Raw genomic sequence first — 16,231 nt, 5'->3', positions numbered from 1 at the left:
CGAGCGGCATCATACGTGCCCGGACGTCCAGGACCCTGCGTCCCGCCGTCTGGCGGGACGCAGGGTCCTGACGAGGCTCAGCCCGAAAAGCGGCTCAGCGCCTGAGACAGGGCTCAGTGCTCGGGAGAGGTCTGCGCGGGCTCGACCTTCTGACCGAGCTCGGCCATGAGGTCGGTGAACCAGGCCTGGGTGATGTCGAAGGGCTTGGCACCGGCGATACGCGGGAAGGCGATGGCGGTGAGCCTGTCACCGTTCTCCTCGTCCTGGCCGATGACGCCGGACTCGCCGCGCAGCGCGCACTCCACGGCCAGGTCGCACATGGACTTGATGAGGTCGAGGTCCTCGGCGTTGGCGTTGGTAGCGCGCGAGTAGTAGCCGGACTTCTGGACCATGACCTTCTCAGCACCGATGAGGCTGGCGAAGCGCTTGGCGAACCACTGGCCGGGGTTGATGGTGTCGAGCTTGACGTGGCCGAAGGGGTCGCGCTGGACCTCCTCGCCGCGAGCCTCCATCTCCGCGATGATCTCGGGCACGCCAGCACCCTCGGACAGGAAGATGTTGACGTTGCCCTGCTCGTCCATGATGGCCTTGAGGCGCTCGGCCTCGGCGGCGAAGTCGAGCTTCATCTCCGGCAGGAAGACGGCGTGGACGTCCCAGCGCTCGCGGGTCAGGCCCAGCGAGGGAGCCCACTTCTTGGTGTCCAGCAACTCGTGGTAGCGCTTGGCCGTCTCAGCCGTCAGGTAGCCGCAGTTACGACCCATGCACTCGTGGATGATGAGCATACGGGGGTTGGAACGGTGCTCACCGATGACGTTGAAGGCGAAGCCCGCGCCCTCCTCGGCAGCGGACCAGGCCCCCAGCGACTGACGGATCGGGATGATGTCGTTGTCGATGGTCTTGGGCAGGCCCACGACGGTGAGCTCGTAGTCGTGCTCGTGCAGGTAGGCGGCCAGGTCCGCCGCCGTGGTGTTGGTGTCGTCACCACCGATGGTGTGCAGGACGTCGACGCCGTCCTTGCGCAGCTGCTCGGCAGCGAACTCCAGGGGGTTGACGCCCTCGGCCACCAGGCCGCGCTCGACCAGGTTCCTGGCGTTGGTCAGCTTGACGCGCGAGTTGCCGATCGGCGAGCCACCGAACTCACGCAGGATGCCGGCGTTCTTGCGGCCCTCCTCGTCGATGACGACGTAGCTGCCGGTCAGCAGGCCGTGGTAGCCGTACTGGTAGGCAATGATCTCGACCTCAGGAGCGACCTCGGTGTAGCGCTCGATAAGGTCGCCGACGGCGGCGGACAGGCAGGGGGCGAAACCGCCCGCGGTGAGCAGGGCGACGCGACGGATCGACATCGAGAACCTTTCGGATGAGGTGACGGTGACCCGTCCCGGGCACGCGCCTCGGGACGGCAAGGTGCGGTCAGACCGCACGGCCCCATCCTACGCGGCCCCCGTGACGCTTACTCCTCGGACGAAGGGCCCGACGACGCAGCCGGGTCCTCAGGCGGCTCCGGCACCACGGTCTCGGGAGCGGGCCGTCCACCCGGTGCCGAGACCGGGGCGGCAGCCGGACGCCGTGCGGCCTGCTCGGCACGCATCCTCGAGACGACCTCCTCGGCGCTGGCGTGCTCGGCGTCCATCGCCTTCTTCACGTCCGCGGCGTACAGGTCCACGTACTCCTGACCGGACAGGGCCATGAGGGAGTACATGATCTCGTCGGTGATCGAGCGCAGCACGAACCGGTCGTTCTCCAGACCGGCGTAGCGCGTGAAGTCCATCGGCTCACCGACGACGATCCCCACCCGGTGCCGGGTGGAGGGAACCGCCTGACCGATGGGCTGGGCGAGGTTGGACCCGATCATGGCCACCGGCACGACCGGTGCTCCCGTGGCCAGCGCCACACGAGCCACCCCGGTCTTGCCACGGTAGAGGCGTCCGTCGGGGCTACGGGTGCCCTCGGGGTAGATGCCGAACAGCTCCCCCGCACGCAGCCGGTCGATACCGGCCTGGAGGGCAGCCATCGAGGCCTGCCCTCCGGAACGGTCCACCGGGATCGTGCCGACGGCGGTCATGAAGCTCTTCACGGCCCACCCCTTGACGCCCTTGCCGGTGAAGTAGTCGGACTTGCCGATGAAGGCGACCTCGCGGTCGATGAGCAGGGGGAGGAAGAAGGAGTCGATGACCGCCAGGTGGTTGGAGGCCAGGATGGCCGCGCCCTGGGCCGGGATGTTCTCCTCCCCACGGATCCACGGCTGGTACAGCATCTCCATGGCTGGGCCGAACGCCGCCTTGATACCTCGGTATCCCACGGAACCTCCTGTGCTGGGTGACAGCGCGGTCCTGGACCGGCCGCTTGGTCGAGTCTAGCCTCAGACCGTGTCCGTCTCAGAGCTTCTCCCCTCTGCGTCGGCAGGTGGCACCCAGGCGAGCTTCGAGACCATGGGGACGCCCCTGCACGAGGTGACCTTCGTCGTCGTCGACCTGGAGACCACCGGGGCGGGGCCGGGCTCCGGAGCGATCACGGAGATCGGCGCGGTCCGTGTTCGCGGCGGCCAGGTCGAGGACGAGCTGTCCACCCTGGTCGACCCCGGTCGGGCGATCCCGGCGCAGATCACCGTCCTCACCGGTATCACCAACGCCATGGTGGCTGGCGCTCCCAGCGTGCCCCAGGCCCTGGGCGCCTTCCTCGGATGGGCACGGCTGAGGGAGGAGGGGACCGTGCTCGTGGCGCACAACGCCCGCTTCGACGTCGGGCACCTGCGCGGGGCGGCCCGCTCGCTGGACCTGGAGTGGCACGAGCCCCAGGTCCTGGACACCCTCGCCCTGGCTCGGCGGGCCTGGACGCGCAGCGACGTCCCCAACCACAGGCTCTCCACCCTGGCTGCCTTCGTCGGCTCCCCCACCCGACCCACGCACCGGGCGCTGGACGACGCCCGCGCGACAGTCGACGTCCTGCACGCCGCGCTGGAGGTCCTCGCGCCCCTGGGAGTCACCCACCTGGAGGACCTGGCCACAGCCACAGACCCCGTACCTGCACGGCGCCGCGCCAAGAGCCGGCTGGCCCAGGACCTTCCCACCAGCCCCGGCGTCTACCAGTTCCTCTCCGCCGCCGGCCAGGTGCTCTACGTCGGCAGCGCGGTGGACCTGCGGCGCCGGGTCCGTTCCTACTTCACCGCGGCCGAGAGACGCTCACGGGTTGCCCAGATGCTGGACACCACCGTCCAGGTACACGTGGTACCGACCCCGACCGAGCTGGAGGCACGCGTGCGCGAGCTGCGGCTCATCGCCGAGCTCGACCCTCCCGTCAACCGGCGCTCACGCTCGCCACGGCGCCAGCCCTGGCTCCACCTGGTCGCCGGCTCCCACCCGCACCTGGCCGGGACGACGGTGCTGCCGACCGAGGAGCTGGGCTGCGCCGTCGGCCCGTTCCCGTCCCGTCAGGCGCTCGCACAGGCCCAGCGCGTGGTGGAGACGGCCCTCGGGCTGCGGGCGTGGGAGGACCAGGCAGAGCGCAGCCAGGACATCCTTCAGGCGCTGTCGGGACAGGTCGACCTTGTCGCGCAGCCGGCGCTGGAGCAGGTCGACCGCCTCTCGGCCAGGCAGCGCTACGAGGAGGCCGGGACGTGGACGGCGCGGCTGCGTAGCCTTCTGGCAGCCGCGCGTCGGGCGGAGCAGGCGCGGCCCCTGCTGAGCTGTCCCCACCTCATCGCCGCCCGCAGGCGTGCCGGCGGCGGCTGGGAGCTGGTGTGCGTGCGCTGGGGCCGCCTGGCCGGCTCCGCGGTGACGCCGCCAGGTGCGGACCCCAGGCCGGTGGTCTCCTCGCTGCGGGCCACCGCCCAGGTCGTCAGCAGGCCTGGTCGGGTAGGCCAGGACACGAGCGTGGAGGAGACCCTCCTGCTAGCGGACTGGGTGCTCGACGACGGCGCTCGCCTCGTGGAGGTCGAGGGAGGGTACGAGGGGCTGACCTGGCCCGTCGGCAGCGCGGCGCGCTACCGCAAGGTGCTTGCCTCGCGCGAGGACCGGTGAGGACCAGCCAGGTGCGACGTCAGCCGGCCGCGACGACCGCGCCCGAGCGCGCCTGAAGCGCCTTGGCCACGCCCTCCTGAAGGCTCATGGGGTCCAGCGGGCGGGCGACGACCGCCTGGGCGCGAGCCCAGGCCGACAGCCAGGAGTCCTGGGGCCGGGCCGTCAGCAGGAGGACCGGCGGACGCACGTCAAGCTCGGTGAGCAGCTCGTGGGCCAGTCCCATTCCGCCGAGCTTCTTCGTCTCGGCGTCCAGGACGAGCAGGTCGAAGGGCGCCAGGCCCTGGGCAGCACGGTCCTTGACCGCCAGGCGCACGCCCTCAGCCGTAGCCGCCTCGGTCCAGCTCACCAGAGGCAGACCCTTGGCGGGACGACGGCCGACGCCGCTGATGACCTCCTCGCGCACGCTGGCGTCGTCAGAGAAGACAAGGAGCTCAAGGCGAGCGGTGGCGTCCTGGTCGGTCATGGTTCCTCCACGGTGCGGGCCGGCGCCGGACGACAGCCGGCGGTTGCGCGGTCAGTGTAATCACTAACTGGGATCTGACACCGCAAGCGATCACAGACTATAATCAATAGCGTTCAACACCTCAGGTCGTTCTATCGATCTCGAGGGTGCCGCTCAACGAAAGGCAGGTCAGTCATGGCCGTGTACACGCTCCCCGAGCTCCCCTACGACTACGCCGCCCTGGAGCCTCACGTCTCCGGCAAGATCATGGAGCTCCACCACGACAAGCACCACGCCACCTACGTCGCCGGCGCCAACGCCGCCCTGGAGAAGCTTGAGGCCGCACGCGAGGCTGACGACCACGCCGCGATCAACCTGCTGGAGAAGAACCTGGCCTTCAACCTGGGCGGGCACATCAACCACTCCATCTTCTGGAAGAACCTGTCCCCCAACGGCGGCGGCGAGCCTGAGGGCGAGCTGGCCGAGGCCATCAAGGACTCCTTCGGCTCCTTCGACAGGCTCAAGGCGCAGTTCACCGCCAACGCGCTGGGCATCCAGGGCTCCGGCTGGTCCGTGCTCGCCTACGACTCCGTCTCGGGCAGGCTCGTCACCTTCCAGCTCTTCGACCAGCAGGGCAACGTGCCGGTGGGCACCATCCCGCTGTTCCAGGTGGACATGTGGGAGCACGCCTTCTACCTCGACTACCTCAACGTCAAGGCCGACTACGTCAAGGCCATCTGGAACATCGCCAACTGGCAGGACGTCTCTGAGCGCCTGGCTGCCGCGACCTCCCAGACCTCCGGCCTCATCGTGCGCTGAGCCCAGGCACTGGCCCGGGAGGCACAGGACGTCTCGTCAGCCTCCCGACGCCTGACGGGTGGGGCCCGTCACCATGGTCATGGTGACGGGCCCCACCCGTGCGCTGTTACGCAAGGACGGCGTACGTCAGACCGCCTGCTCGACGTCGACGACGTAGGCCTGGGCTGGCACAGGGCCGGCACCATTCGTACCGGCCGAGGCCGGCACGAGGACGACCACGCGCGAGCCCACAGGCATGCCGACAAGGCCTGTCAGCCCCGGAGCGTTCGCCATCGAGACCGTCTGCGGCTCAGCGGCGTCCCAGGTCGACTGGCTGGAGGAACCGTCCCAGGAGGTGAAGGCCATGTGGACCAGGAGCGAGGACTCGGCCGTGATCTCCGGCCCGCTGCCACGGGCCACGAGGATCGTCTCGACCTCCGTCGGCTCCGCAGCACCGTCGTTGACGCTGACCGTGGCCGCAGCCCCTAGGTCACCGCTGACGGCCAGGCCCCGGTCAGCCAGAGCCTGCTCCCCCTCCATGGTGGCGCCGGCCGTGCCCGCAGCCAGCTCGTCAGAGGATCCCGTGGCCGAGATCTCGACGACGAAGACGAGAGGACCGGAGACCCGGTTGGAGGCGTCGTCGCCGTAGGCCTGGTCCGCGGGGATCGACATGACCACGCGGTCACCCACGTGCTGTCCCACCAGCCCGCAGCGCCAGCCGGTGATGACCTGGTTCAGACCGAAGGTGGTCTGGGCCCCGCGCTGGTAGGAGGAGTCGAAGACCTCGTCGCTGCCCCACTGCCAGCCCGCGTAGCTGACAGTGACGAAGTCGGCCGCCTTGACCTCGGCACCGCTGCCCTGGTCCAGGGTCCTGACCGTCAGGTTCGCGGGTGCGTCCTGCCCGCTCCACGCCAGGGTCGGCTGGCTCCCTGCCTCGCCGTTGACGGTCGGCAGGGCGTCAGAGTCCCCATCGATGGTCAGGGCGGCGCAGTCCACGGCCTGGGGGGCGGTAGCCGCTGCCGAGGCCGAGGCGGTGGCCTGGTCCTTGGCGGAGCCAGAGCCGGAGCAGCCGGTCAGCGCGAGGGCGGCGGACAGGACGAGGGCGGACAGGGCCAGGGGCGCGCGGCGCACGTAGTCTCCTAGACGTCGGTGGTGAGAGCAGGGACGGATGCGAGATGCCGGCTCAGTGGAAGGACTCGCCACAGGCGCAGGTGCCGACGGCGTTGGGGTTGTCGATCGTGAAGCCCTGCTTCTCGATGGAGTCCGCGAAGTCGATGGTCGCGCCGGACAGGTAGGGCACGCTCATACGGTCGACGACGACCTCGACCTCGCTCATCTCCTCCGAGCCCGTGGGGAAGGCGCGCACCGCGTCGCCGTCGAGCAGACGCTCGTCAAAGTAGAGCTGGTAGACCAGGCCGGAGCAGCCGCCGGGCTGGACGGCCACCCGCAGACGAAGGTCGTCGCGCCCCTCCTGGGCGAGCAGGCTGGCCACCTTGGCGGCGGCAACCTGCGTCAGGACGACCTCGTGCTCGGGAACCTCGGTCGCCGGGGCGTCGGTGAGGGTTGTCTGGGCCATGGTCTTCTCCTCGTTCAGGGGTAGCGCCGCAGCGTGTGCTGCGAGCCGCCAGTACCAACACCGTGGTGAGGCGGCTTGTTCCCGTCCACCCTACGTCCTGCCACGGCCTGACCCCACGTGACGGCACTCACCGCGTCATACGCGACGGGAGCGGGACGGCGAGGGCTCAGGCCAGGGTGACGAGCTCGAGGTAGTCCTCGCTCCACAGGTCCTCGTCACCGTCCGGCAGCAGGAGCACCCGGTCAGGACTGAGCGCCTCGACCGCGCCCTCGTCGTGCGTGACCAGGACGACGGCGCCTGTGAAGGTGCCCAGTGCCCGCAGGATCTCCTCGCGGCTGGCCGGGTCGAGGTTGTTGGTCGGCTCGTCCAGCAGGAGGACGTTGGCGGAGGAGACCACGAGGATCGCCAGCGCCAGTCGGGTCTTCTCACCACCTGAGAGCACGGCAGCGGGCTTGTCCGCGTCCGCCCCGGAGAAGAGGAAGGAGCCCAGGACGCTGCGTACCTGGGTGTCGTCCATGTCCGGTGCCGCCGAGCGCAGGTTCTCCACCACGGTGCGCGAGGTGTCGATGGTCTCGTGCTCCTGGGCGTAGTAGCCGATCTTGAGCCCGTGCCCGGCAACCACCTCTCCCGAGTCGGGTTCCTCCACCCCGCCGAGCAGACGCAGCAGGGTCGTCTTGCCGGCACCGTTGAGCCCGAGGACGACGACGCGGCTGCCGCGGTCGATGGCCAGGTCCACCCCGGCAAAGACCTCCAGCGAGCCGTAGGCCTTGGACAGGCCCTTGGCACGCAGCGGCGTCCTCCCGCACGGAGCCGGGTCCGGGAAGCGAAGGTGGGCCACCTTCTCCGCGGCCCGCTCGTCCTCCAGCCCCTCCATGAGGCGCTCGGCGCGCCGCAGCATCTGCTGCGCCGCCACCGCCTTGGTCGCCTTGGCACGCATCTTCTCGCCCTGAGCACGAAGAGCCGCCGCCTTCTTCTCGGCGTTGGCGCGCTCCTTGCGACGGCGTGCCTCGTCCTCGGCGCGCTGGCGCAGGTAGGCGTCCCAGCCCAGGTGGTAGACGTCCAGGACACCACGGTTGGCGTCCAGGTACATCACCTGGTTGACGGTGTCGCGCAGCAGCTCGACGTCGTGGGAGATGACGATGAAGCCTCCGGCGTAGGCACGCAGGTGGTCACGCAGCCACAGGACCGAGTCGTGGTCGAGGTGGTTGGTCGGCTCGTCCAGCAGCAGGGTGTCCGGCTGCTGGAAGAGCACACGCGCCAGCTCCACACGGCGGCGCTGGCCACCGGACAGGGTCCCGATCTCCTGGTCCAGGACCCGGTCCGGCAGGCCCAGCGCGGCCGAGATCCTCGCGGCCTCGGAGGCCGCCGCGTAGCCACCGGCCATGGTGAACTCGTGGTCAAGACGGGTGTAGCGGTCCAGGGCCTTGGCCTGGGCGTCACCGGAGGTGGTGGAGATCCTCTCCTCCGCCTGACGGATGCGGGCGAGCAGGGCGTCGATGCCTCGCGCGGACAGGATGCGGTCGCGGGCGATCTCTGTCAGGTCGCCGACCTTGGTGTCCTGGGGCAGGTACCCCACCGAGCCGTGACAGCTGATCGTGCCCTCGTACTCCACCGCCTCCAGGCCGTGACGCTCGTCGGCGTCGGCCACACCGCGGGCCGTCCCCTGGACCACAGACTGTGCGGCCAGCAGCTTGGTCATCGTGGTCTTGCCGGCGCCGTTGCGCCCGACCAGCCCGATCCGCATCCCCTTGTCCACGCGGTAGCTGGCTCCCGCGACGAGCTGACGGGCGCCGATACGCATGGTGAGGTCCTGGACGTTGATCACGCCCGCCATGCTACGGGGTCGAGCCCGGCAGGCCGCACCCGGTCAGTCCCACCACATCCAGGTCCCGGGCTCTCCCGAGGTCCACAGGCGCCGGACCACCTTGATCTCGTCGGGCGCCGCCTGCGCGTCCAGCCCGTAGCGCTCCTCCACCTGGCGCCATACCTGCGTGCAGCAGCACCCGTCGTCGTGGTCCTCATAGACCTCCAGGTCCATCAGGTCCGGGTCCGCCACCCACAGGGCCTCCACCGTGACCCGCTCGTCGGTGCGCTGGGGCCCGATGCCGTAGCCCGACAGCCGCACCCGTCCTGAGGCGCCGGCGCAGGCGTGCAGCAGGGAACCGAGGGTGGGCCCCAGGTTCTGGCGGTCCTCCAGCTGGTCGGCAGGGAGGATCTCCAGCAGGCGTCTGGCTTCCGACGGCCCCATGTCGTGGAAGGGGGTGTAGTCGTCCACCGGCCTGCCCCCGCGGATACCTCCCTGCGGGGCGAGCCCGAAGCGGCCTGGGACCGTGGTGGACCGCATCTCGTCACGAGCGCGTGCCAGGACGTCCCAGACGCCGGCCCGGACGCTCCATCCCCGCGGTCCGTACAGCCCGTCAGGCTCGTCCTGGTCAGGCTGGTTCTCCTGGCCCGGACCGTCCTCGCGGCCTGACGGGGTCCTGAGTAGGGACGTGGTGGTTGCTGACATGGCTCCTCCTTGGGCTGGTGAGGCGACCAGGTGCCGCCTCTGCCCCAACCGTGCCGTGCCGGACCTGCCCACCGCTGGGCGCCTGTGGACGGTCGCTGACTGCCCTGTCACGCAGAGCACCTGTGGAGCCCGGGCTGCCGGCGTCGGCTTCCGCTACCCTCATGGGTGCGCTGGCGCCCGTCCAGCGCTTTTTTCGATACTGCCGCAACCGCTGGAAAGACCGACACATGGCCACCACAACCTCGACCCCCGAGGCGATCCTCGACGCCGTCGGAGGCCCGGGCAACATCGTCCACCTCACCCACTGCGCCACCCGTCTACGCTTTGAGCTCAACGACGCCTCCGTGGTCGACACCCCCACCGTGGAGAAGATCCCGGGAGTCATGGGGGCCGTACCTCAGTCCGGCGACCGCTACCAGATCATCATCGGCGGCACCGTGCAGTCGGTGTACGAGTCGATCATGGGTCTGCCCCAGATGAAGGACACTGGTTCCAAGACCACGTCCACCACGAGGAGCAACGACGAGATCAAGGCGGCGGCGCGCTCCCAGGGCATCCGGGGCCGCCTGGCCTGGGTGGACTCCTTCTTCGAGTTCCTCTCCGACTCCTTCCGCCCGCTGATCGGCGCGCTCCTGGGCGCCTCGATCTTCATCACCTTCATGGCGCTCATGGGCACCCTGGGAGTCATCGGCAACTGGGCGGACTCACGCGTCACCCTGGAGCCCACCTGGGCCTACCTCAACCTGACCTGGCGGGCCGTGTTCTACTTCCTGCCGCTCATGGTGGCCTACAACGCCTCCAAGAAGCTAGGAGCCGACCCGTGGGTGGGCTTCGCGGTCATGGGCTTCACCATGCTGCCGGGCTTCGCTGCGCTCGGCCAGACCGAGGCCGCGCGCCAGATCACCTTCCTGGGGTCCGAGATCACGCAGGTCACCGTCTTCGGTCACCTGCCGCTGACGGTCTTCGACTACAGCTCCCAGGTCTTCCCGCCCCTGCTCATGGCCGCCGTGCTGGGACCACTGACCACGTGGCTCAAGAAGGTCGTCCCCGCTGACGTCCAGCTCATCTTCGTGCCCTTCATCGCCATGCTCGTCATGATCCCGCTCACGAGCCTCGTCCTGGGACCGATCGGCGTGTACGCGGGCGCGGGCCTGTCCAAGCTCCTGCTGGCCATCAACAACGTCAGCCCCTTCATCTTCTGCCTGCTCATCCCGCTGGCCTACCCCTTCATGGTGCCGCTGGGCCTGCACTGGCCAATCAACGCCGTCATGCTGCTCAACATCCAGCAGAACGGCTTCGACTTCATCCAGGGTCCCATGGGCGCGTGGAACTTCGCCTGCTTCGGTGCCACCGCCGGCGTGCTGGTCCTGGCGGTGCGGCACAGGGAGAAGGACATGCGGGTCACCGCCACCGGCGCCCTGTTCGCCGGCCTGGTCGGTGGCATCTCCGAGCCGAGCCTGTACGGCATCCACCTGCGCTACAAGCGCATCTACCCGCGCCTGCTCGTCGGCTGCGTGGTCGGAGGCGTCATCCAGGGCGTCTTCGGAGGAGTCACGACCAACGCCTTCGTCTTCACCTCGCTGCTGACCATCCCGGCCTTCTCCAACATCCCCGTCTACGCCGTCAGCGTCCTGGCGGCCTTCTTCACCGCCATGGTGCTGGTCGTCATCTCCGACTACCGCACGCCCGAGGACCGCGCCGAGGCTGACGCCGTCGCCGCCCAGAACGAGGCTGACGCCGCGCTGGAGACCGCACTGGTGCCCGGCACCATCACCGAGATCGTGGCGCCGCTGTCCGGCGCGGTGACGGCCGTGGAGGACGTGGACGACCCGGTCTTCGCCTCCGGGGCGCTGGGCAAGGGCGCCGGTATCGAGCCGTCCGGCGACGTCGTCGTCACCGCGCCGGCCGCGGGCACGGTCGTCGTCGCCCCGTCCTCGGGTCACGCCTACGGCATCGCGCTGGACAACGGCGTGGAGATCCTGGTCCACGTGGGCATCGACACCGTGAACCTGGAGGGCAAGGGCTTTGACGTCCAGGTCTCCCAGGGCGACCGCGTTGAGGCCGGCCAGGTGCTGGTGCGCGTGGACCGGGCGGTCATCGAGGAAGCCGGCTACCCGCTGACCACCCCGGTGCTGGTCACCAACACCGCTGCCTTCGCCGACGTCGAGCTCATCGCCTCCGGTGACGTCGCCAGCGGCTCTCCGCTGCTGCGTGTCACCGCCAAGAGCGAGTAGCGCTGCACGACAGCCCTAGGCCCGCGGCCCGCCGGAGCGTGTCCGGCGGGCCGCGTGCCGCTTCCAGGGCACCGCAACCGGGCTCCTCAGCTCCTGACCCGCAGCTCCCAGAAGGCGACGGCGGCAGCAGCCGCCACGTTGAGGGAGTCCACTCCCCCAGCCATCGGGATGCGCACGACGGCGTCAGCCGCCAAGATCGTGCGCGGTGCGAGTCCGTCCCCCTCGGTCCCGAGCACCACGGCGACGCGTGAGTCCGCCGCGCTGCAGGCCGGTGAGGCGGAGAACTCCCCCAGGCTCACCGAGTCCTCACTCAGGGCCAGGGCAGCCACGGTGAAGCCGGCCTCGTGGAGCTCCTCCAGCGCCGGCCAGTGGTCGATCCGCGTCCACGGGACCTGGAACACGGTCCCCATCGAGACCCGCACGCTGCGCCGGTACAGGGGGTCGGCGCAGTGCGGAGTCACCAGCACGGCGTCGATCCCCAGGGCGGCGGCGCTGCGGAAGGCGGCGCCGACGTTGGTGTGGTCGACCAGGTCCTCCAGCACCGCCACACGCCTGGCACCGGCTCCCCCGCGCGCCACTGCGAGCAGCTCGCCGACGCTCGCCAGCCGCGGCCGGTTCATCGCTGCCAGGGCACCGCGGTGGAGGTGGAAGCCCGTGATCGACTCCAGCAGGGGCTCAGGCGCGATGAAGACCGGGACGTCTCCGCCGTCGTCGCGTCCCTGGCAGCCAGCAGCGGATGCGATGACGGGACGTAGCTCGTCGTACCAGCGCGGGGCCATGAGGAAGGAGCGAGGAGCGTGGCCGGCCTCCACGGCACGCACGATCACCTTGGACGACTCCGCCATGTAAAGGCCACGCTCGGTCTCCAGCCGGCGCCGCAGAGCGACGTCGGTCAGGCTCGTGTAGTCCGCCAGGCGAGGGTCGTCGGCGTCGTCAGGCTCGATGATCATGCCGGCTCCCCCGCCTGCGCCTTCTCCTGGGCCACCGGGCCGGAGAACTGGCTCTGGTAGAGCTCGTAGTAGGCACCCCGGCGGGCGATGAGCTCGTCATGGCTGCCCTGCTCCACGATGTCCCCGTGCTCCATGACCAGGATCGTGTCCGCGTCACGGATCGTGGACAGGCGGTGGGCGATGACGAAGCTCGTACGCCCCTGACGCAGCCCCACCATCGCCTGCTGCACCAGCAGCTCGGTGCGGGTGTCCACCGAGCTCGTCGCCTCGTCCAGGACGAGGATCTGCCGGTCGGCCAGGAAGGCCCGAGCGATCGTGATCAGCTGCTTCTCACCGGCCGAGACCCCGGAGCCGGAGTCGTCGATGACGGTGTCGTACCCCTCGGGAAGGGCCCGGATGATGTGGTCGACGCTGGCGGCCCTGGCCGCGGCAAGCACCTGCTCCTCGGTCGCGCTGGCCGCTCCGAAGGCGATGTTCTCACGGATCGTTCCCTCGAAGAGCCAGGTGTCCTGGAGCACCATGCCGACCTGCTCACGCAGCTCAGCACGTGAGAGCCGACGGGTGTCGATGCCGTCGAGGCTGATGGTGCCGGCCTGCGGGTCGTAGAAGCGCAGCAGCAGGTTGACCAGGGTCGTCTTTCCCGCGCCCGTCGGGCCGACGATCGCCACCGTCTGACCTGGCTCCACCGTGAGGTTGAGGTCGGTGATGAGCTCGGTGTCCGGGGTGTAGGAGAAGCACACGTGGTCAAAGACCACCCGGCCACGGGCCCGCTCAGGCAGCAGCCGGTCCGGGGCCTCCTGGCTCTCCTCGGGGGCGTCCAGCACCTCGAAGACGCGCTCGGCGCTGGCTGCGCCGGACTGCAGGAGGTTGGCCATCGAGGCCAGCTGCGTGATGGGCTGCGTGAACTGCTGGGAGTACTGGATGAAGGCCTGGACGTCTCCCAGCGTCAACGCGCCCTGCGTGATACGGATGCCGCCGGCCACCGCGATGATGACGAAGTTGAGGTTGGAGACCACGCGCATCGCCGGCTGGATGGTGCCCGAGATCCACTGGGCCTTGTAGGAGCCCTCGTACAGGCGGGTGTTGGCCTGGTCGAAGAGCTCAGCGAAGGTGTCCTCAGAGCTGAACAGCGCCACCGTCTCGTGCCCGGTGAAGGCCTCCTCGACCACGCCCGAGACCTCACCGGTAGCCTTCCACTGCTGGGTGAAGTGAGGCTTCGCGCGCCGTGCGATGAGGACCGAGATGACCATCGCCAGCGGGATCGTCACCACGGCCACGAGGGTGAGCTGCCAGGAGACGGTGAGCATCATGGCGAGGACGCCGACGACCGTGATGATGGAGCTCAAGGCCTGGGACAGCGTCTGCTGGAGGGTCTGGGAGACGTTGTCGACGTCGTTGGTCACTCGCGAGAGCATGTCGCCGCGGCTGCCACGGTCGATGTAGGACAGCGGGACCCGAGCCAGCTTGGCCTCGACCTCGGCACGCATCCGGCTCACCGTGCGCTGGACGACGCCTGCCAGGATGCGTCCCTGGACCCACAGGAAGACTGCCGAGGTGAGGTAGAGGGCCAGCACCTGGGCGAGCACGACGAGCAGCGCGCTCGTGTCCAGGCCCTGGCCCACGACGACGTCGTAGGCCGAGAGCATGGAGACGTAGGTGTCCTGCCCGGCCACACGCAGGGCGGCCACGAGCTGGTCCCCGCTCATCCCGGCCGGCAGCCCCATACGTCCCAGCAGGGTACCGATGACGCCCTCGAAGATGAGGTTCGTGGCGCGTGCCAGGACCTTGGGCGCCACCACGTTGAGGACCACCGACACCGTGGTCAGTGCGACGATGCCCACGATCCGCCAGCGCTCAGGACGTAGCTCGCAGACGAGCCGCTTCCACGTGCCGGAGAAATTGCGCGCCTTCATGCCTGGCGCGACGCCACGGGGTCCGGGTCCGGGTCCGGCGCTCATGCCGCCTCCTCCGCGCTGATCTGGGACAGGACGATCTCGGCGTAGGTCGGGCAGGTACCCATCAGCTCCTCGTGCCGCCCGACACCGACCACGTGCCCCTCGTCGAGCACCACGATCTGGTCCGCGTCACGGATCGAGGCCACTCGCTGGGCCACGACCAGCAGTGTCGCGCCGTCTGTCGCCTCCGGCAGGCCCGCCCGAAGACGGGCGTCGGTGGCGTAGTCCAGGGCTGAGAAGGAGTCGTCGAAGACGTAGACGCCGGCCGGGCGCACCAGTGCCCGCGCGATGGCCAGACGCTGGCGCTGACCGCCGGAGAAGCTGACACCTCCCTGGTCGACCTCGTGGTCCAGGCCGTCGCCCAGCTGTCGGACGAAGTCGGCTGCCTGGGCGGCCTCCAGCGCCGCCCACAGCTCGCCGTCCGTGGCGTCACTCTTGCCGTGGCGCAGGGTGGAGCGGATGGTGCCGGAGAACAGGAAGGCCTTCTGCGGAACCGTGGCAACCGCCTCGCGCAGCTCTGTCAGGTCCAGGTCCCGTACGTCGACGCCGTCGATGCTCACCCGCCCCTCGGTCGCGTCCAGCAGCCTGGGCAGCAGGCCCACCAAAGTGGTCTTGCCCGAGCCGGTGGAGCCGATGACAGCGGTCATCGTGCCCGGGGCCATCTCCAGGTCGATCTCGGCCAGTACCCGCGAGGCGGCCCCGGGGTAGCGGAAGGTGACGTTCTCCAGGCGCACGCGGCGTCCTCGTCCTGGTCCCTCAGCCGCAGGCAGCGACTGAGGACCAGCCGGCGAGGAGATCGCCGGCTGGACGGCCATGACCTCACCGATGCGGTCGGCAGCCACCTGGGCACGCGGCAGGAGGGTGACCAGCATGACGGCGATGAGGACGGAGAAGAGGATCTGCATGATGTAGTTGAGGAAGGCGGTCAGGTCACCCACCTCCATGCCGCCGGAGGAGATGCGCTGCCCCCCGAACCACATGACGGCGATCGTGGCCAGGTTCATGATGAGCATGACGCTCGGCATGAGCAGGGCAAAGAGCCGGCCGATCGCCAGGGACGTCGTCGTCAGGTCCTCGTTGGCCTGGTCGAAGACCTCCCGGCGCTGGCGCTGGCGCACGAAGGCACGGATGACGCGGACACCCTGGATCTGCTCACGCATGACGAGGTTGACGCGGTCGATGCGCGACTGCATGGACTTGAAGTGCGGCAGCAACCTGCTCATGAGGACGCCGACCGCCACCAGGAGCAGCGGGATGAGCACGAGCAGCAGGGCGGACAGCGGGGCGTCCACGCGCAGGGCCATGATCGTGCCGCCCACGAGCATGATCGGCGCCATGAGCATCATCGAGGCGATCATGAAGACGACCATCTGGATCTGCTGGACATCGTTAGTTGAGCGGGTGACCAGCGAGGGGGCCCCGAAGCGAGAGAGCTCCTCGGTGTTGAAGCGCTGGACGTGGTGGAAGATGTCAGCGCGCATCGCCCGGCCCAGCCCCATGGAGGCCCGGGCCGCCAGGTAGGTGCCGATGACCGCCGAGGCTCCCTGAAGCGCGGTGATCGCGAGCATCTGCCCGCCCAGCACCCAGATCCGGTCCGTGTCCCCGGCCACGACGCCGTCGTTGATGATGTCGGCATTGAGGGTGGGCAGTGACAGCGCGGCGATCGTCTCGACGACCTTGAGGACGAGGACTGCGAGCAGCGAGGGCCAGTAGGGCCTCAGATAGTGACGCAGAGTTCGACAGAGCACGGC

Annotated in this window: 13 protein-coding genes; 3 read left to right on the top strand and 10 right to left on the bottom strand. The window is 69.5% G+C overall.

The window, feature by feature from the left end:
• Positions 1-113: 113 nt before the first annotated feature.
• Both HRL51_RS05275 and HRL51_RS05270 read right to left on the bottom strand, forming a co-directional pair.
• The gene (locus HRL51_RS05275) at positions 114-1,343 is read right to left on the bottom strand and encodes a pyrophosphate--fructose-6-phosphate 1-phosphotransferase (protein WP_172120698.1); all 1,230 of its coding nucleotides are present in this window, start codon (positions 1,341-1,343) and stop codon (positions 114-116) included.
• 107 nt (positions 1,344-1,450) lie between these two features.
• Positions 1,451-2,299 carry a lysophospholipid acyltransferase family protein gene (locus HRL51_RS05270; protein WP_172120699.1) on the bottom strand — a complete coding sequence of 283 codons (849 nt, stop codon included), beginning with the start codon at positions 2,297-2,299 and terminating at the stop codon, positions 1,451-1,453.
• A 130-nt stretch (positions 2,300-2,429) separates the two neighbouring features.
• Between HRL51_RS05270 and HRL51_RS05265 the strand changes: the two genes are divergently transcribed.
• The gene (locus HRL51_RS05265) at positions 2,430-4,016 is read left to right on the top strand and encodes a DEDD exonuclease domain-containing protein (RefSeq protein WP_216666337.1); all 1,587 of its coding nucleotides are present in this window, start codon (positions 2,430-2,432) and stop codon (positions 4,014-4,016) included.
• Between the two features lie 19 nt (positions 4,017-4,035).
• Here the strand turns inward: HRL51_RS05265 and HRL51_RS05260 are convergent, their stop codons facing one another.
• Positions 4,036-4,479 (bottom strand): hypothetical protein, encoded by a 444-nt coding sequence (locus HRL51_RS05260; RefSeq protein WP_172120701.1) that lies wholly within the window; start codon positions 4,477-4,479, stop codon positions 4,036-4,038.
• Positions 4,480-4,653: 174 nt separating this feature from the next.
• Here HRL51_RS05260 and HRL51_RS05255 point away from each other — a divergent pair, with 174 nt between their 5' ends.
• Positions 4,654-5,277, top strand: coding sequence for a superoxide dismutase (locus HRL51_RS05255; protein WP_172120702.1), 624 nt, complete (start codon positions 4,654-4,656; stop codon positions 5,275-5,277).
• Positions 5,278-5,403: 126 nt separating this feature from the next.
• On the opposite strand, the gene HRL51_RS05250 is transcribed toward HRL51_RS05255, so the two are convergent.
• The 4 genes from HRL51_RS05250 to HRL51_RS05235 all read right to left on the bottom strand — a co-directional run bounded on the left by HRL51_RS05250 (position 5,404) and on the right by HRL51_RS05235 (position 9,341).
• Positions 5,404-6,387, bottom strand: coding sequence for an FKBP-type peptidyl-prolyl cis-trans isomerase (locus HRL51_RS05250; protein WP_172193085.1), 984 nt, complete (start codon positions 6,385-6,387; stop codon positions 5,404-5,406).
• A 52-nt stretch (positions 6,388-6,439) separates the two neighbouring features.
• Positions 6,440-6,832: a HesB/IscA family protein gene (locus tag HRL51_RS05245; RefSeq protein ID WP_172120704.1), complete on the bottom strand. Its 393-nt coding sequence runs from the start codon at positions 6,830-6,832 to the stop codon at positions 6,440-6,442.
• A 166-nt stretch (positions 6,833-6,998) separates the two neighbouring features.
• Positions 6,999-8,657 carry an ABC-F family ATP-binding cassette domain-containing protein gene (locus tag HRL51_RS05240; protein WP_172193083.1) on the bottom strand — a complete coding sequence of 553 codons (1,659 nt, stop codon included), beginning with the start codon at positions 8,655-8,657 and terminating at the stop codon, positions 6,999-7,001.
• A gap of 42 nt (positions 8,658-8,699) precedes the next feature.
• Positions 8,700-9,341, bottom strand: coding sequence for a hypothetical protein (locus tag HRL51_RS05235; RefSeq protein ID WP_244960245.1), 642 nt, complete (start codon positions 9,339-9,341; stop codon positions 8,700-8,702).
• Positions 9,342-9,568: 227 nt separating this feature from the next.
• Between HRL51_RS05235 and HRL51_RS05230 the strand changes: the two genes are divergently transcribed.
• A complete protein-coding gene (locus HRL51_RS05230) occupies positions 9,569-11,575 on the top strand; it encodes a glucose PTS transporter subunit IIA (protein WP_172193081.1) in 2,007 nt (668 codons plus the stop codon).
• A gap of 86 nt (positions 11,576-11,661) precedes the next feature.
• Here HRL51_RS05230 and HRL51_RS05225 read toward each other — a convergent pair whose 3' ends face one another.
• The 3 genes from HRL51_RS05225 to HRL51_RS05215 are packed head-to-tail and all read right to left on the bottom strand — an operon-like array spanning position 11,662 to position 16,228.
• A complete protein-coding gene (locus HRL51_RS05225) occupies positions 11,662-12,525 on the bottom strand; it encodes a TrmH family RNA methyltransferase (protein WP_172193079.1) in 864 nt (287 codons plus the stop codon).
• Positions 12,522-14,483, bottom strand: coding sequence for an ABC transporter ATP-binding protein (locus tag HRL51_RS05220; RefSeq protein WP_172193077.1), 1,962 nt, complete (start codon positions 14,481-14,483; stop codon positions 12,522-12,524). The genes HRL51_RS05225 and HRL51_RS05220 overlap by 4 nt, the downstream gene beginning before the upstream one ends.
• On the bottom strand, positions 14,480-16,228 hold the full coding sequence (locus HRL51_RS05215; protein WP_172120709.1) for an ABC transporter ATP-binding protein: 1,749 nt from the start codon (positions 16,226-16,228) through the stop codon (positions 14,480-14,482). The genes HRL51_RS05220 and HRL51_RS05215 overlap by 4 nt, the downstream gene beginning before the upstream one ends.
• Between the last annotated feature and the right edge of the window lie 3 nt (positions 16,229-16,231).

Origin of the sequence: Actinomyces faecalis, assembly GCF_013184985.2 — a bacterium.
GTDB classification, from domain to species: Bacteria; Actinomycetota; Actinomycetes; order Actinomycetales; family Actinomycetaceae; genus Actinomyces; species Actinomyces faecalis.
Note: the sequence above shows the minus strand (reverse complement) of the source record. Positions and strands in the feature narration are given on the sequence as shown.